The organism is Bradyrhizobium sp. NBAIM08 (genome assembly GCF_020193935.1).
Taxonomy (GTDB): domain Bacteria; phylum Pseudomonadota; class Alphaproteobacteria; order Rhizobiales; family Xanthobacteraceae; genus Bradyrhizobium; species Bradyrhizobium yuanmingense.
Window position 1 is genome coordinate 1 of the sequence record NZ_JADYVR010000792.1, and the last position, 414, is coordinate 414.

The window sequence follows — 414 nt, forward strand, 5'->3', positions numbered from 1 at the left end:
GTATCAGAAGATGGGATTCCAGGGGATTATCTTCTTCGACGGCGCCTCGACCGTGGGCAATCCCGACCCGAACGACCCGTTGCGGACTTTCACGGATCAAAGCATCGTGCCGGGCCGGCTCAATATCCACGGGCTGGCGTCAAACACCTCGTTCAAGGGCAACAACCGGACGGTGACGATCGAGCAGCAGATCGCGAAAGGCCTGCACGTCGAGCTGGGTTACAACCAGGAGAACTGGTCGCGCTATTTCCTCGATCCCATCCGATCGGAAAACGCCGTCGTGCGGGTCGACATCAACGCCTACATCCCACTCTGGACGCTGCCGCGGGTGAATAACCAGCCGACCATGCAATGGATTACCCGGCCGAATGCGACGACCAGCAAGCTCCGCAACCCCGACGGAAGCTTCGTGAT

1 protein-coding gene is annotated in these 414 nt (G+C 59.7%); it reads left to right on the forward strand.

Translation table 11 applies throughout. The features are described from left to right. Positions 1-414: hypothetical protein (locus tag I6F37_RS42085; RefSeq protein WP_225154683.1), on the forward strand; the 414-nt coding region annotated here is incomplete at both ends.